The following is a 279-nucleotide window of genomic DNA, read 5'->3' on the forward strand; positions in this document are numbered from 1 at the left end:
CGTGTAGTGACCATGTTCTTCTACGGGTTTTCTGCAGGCATTCCGTTACTCCTGATCTTCTCGTCGTTATCCTTGTGGCTTCGCGAGGCGGGCATTGATCGCTCCACCGTCACCTACTTCAGCTGGGCCGCGCTGGCCTATTCCTTCAAATTTCTCTGGGCGCCGCTGATTGACCGCTTACCCATCCCCGGCCTGACACGCTGGCTGGGACGCCGTCGCGCCTGGCTGCTGGTAGCCCAGGCCACGGTGGCCATTTCCGTCTTCAGTATCTCTCTGGTG

1 pseudogene is annotated in these 279 nt (G+C 59.5%); it reads left to right on the forward strand.

Annotated features, from left to right (window positions below):
- A pseudogene (locus tag A3714_RS09825) lies at window positions 1-279 on the forward strand (MFS transporter); the annotation flags it as partial.

The sequence above is a fragment of the Alcanivorax sp. HI0007 genome, assembly GCF_001635525.1.
Taxonomy (GTDB): Bacteria; Pseudomonadota; Gammaproteobacteria; order Pseudomonadales; family Alcanivoracaceae; genus Alcanivorax.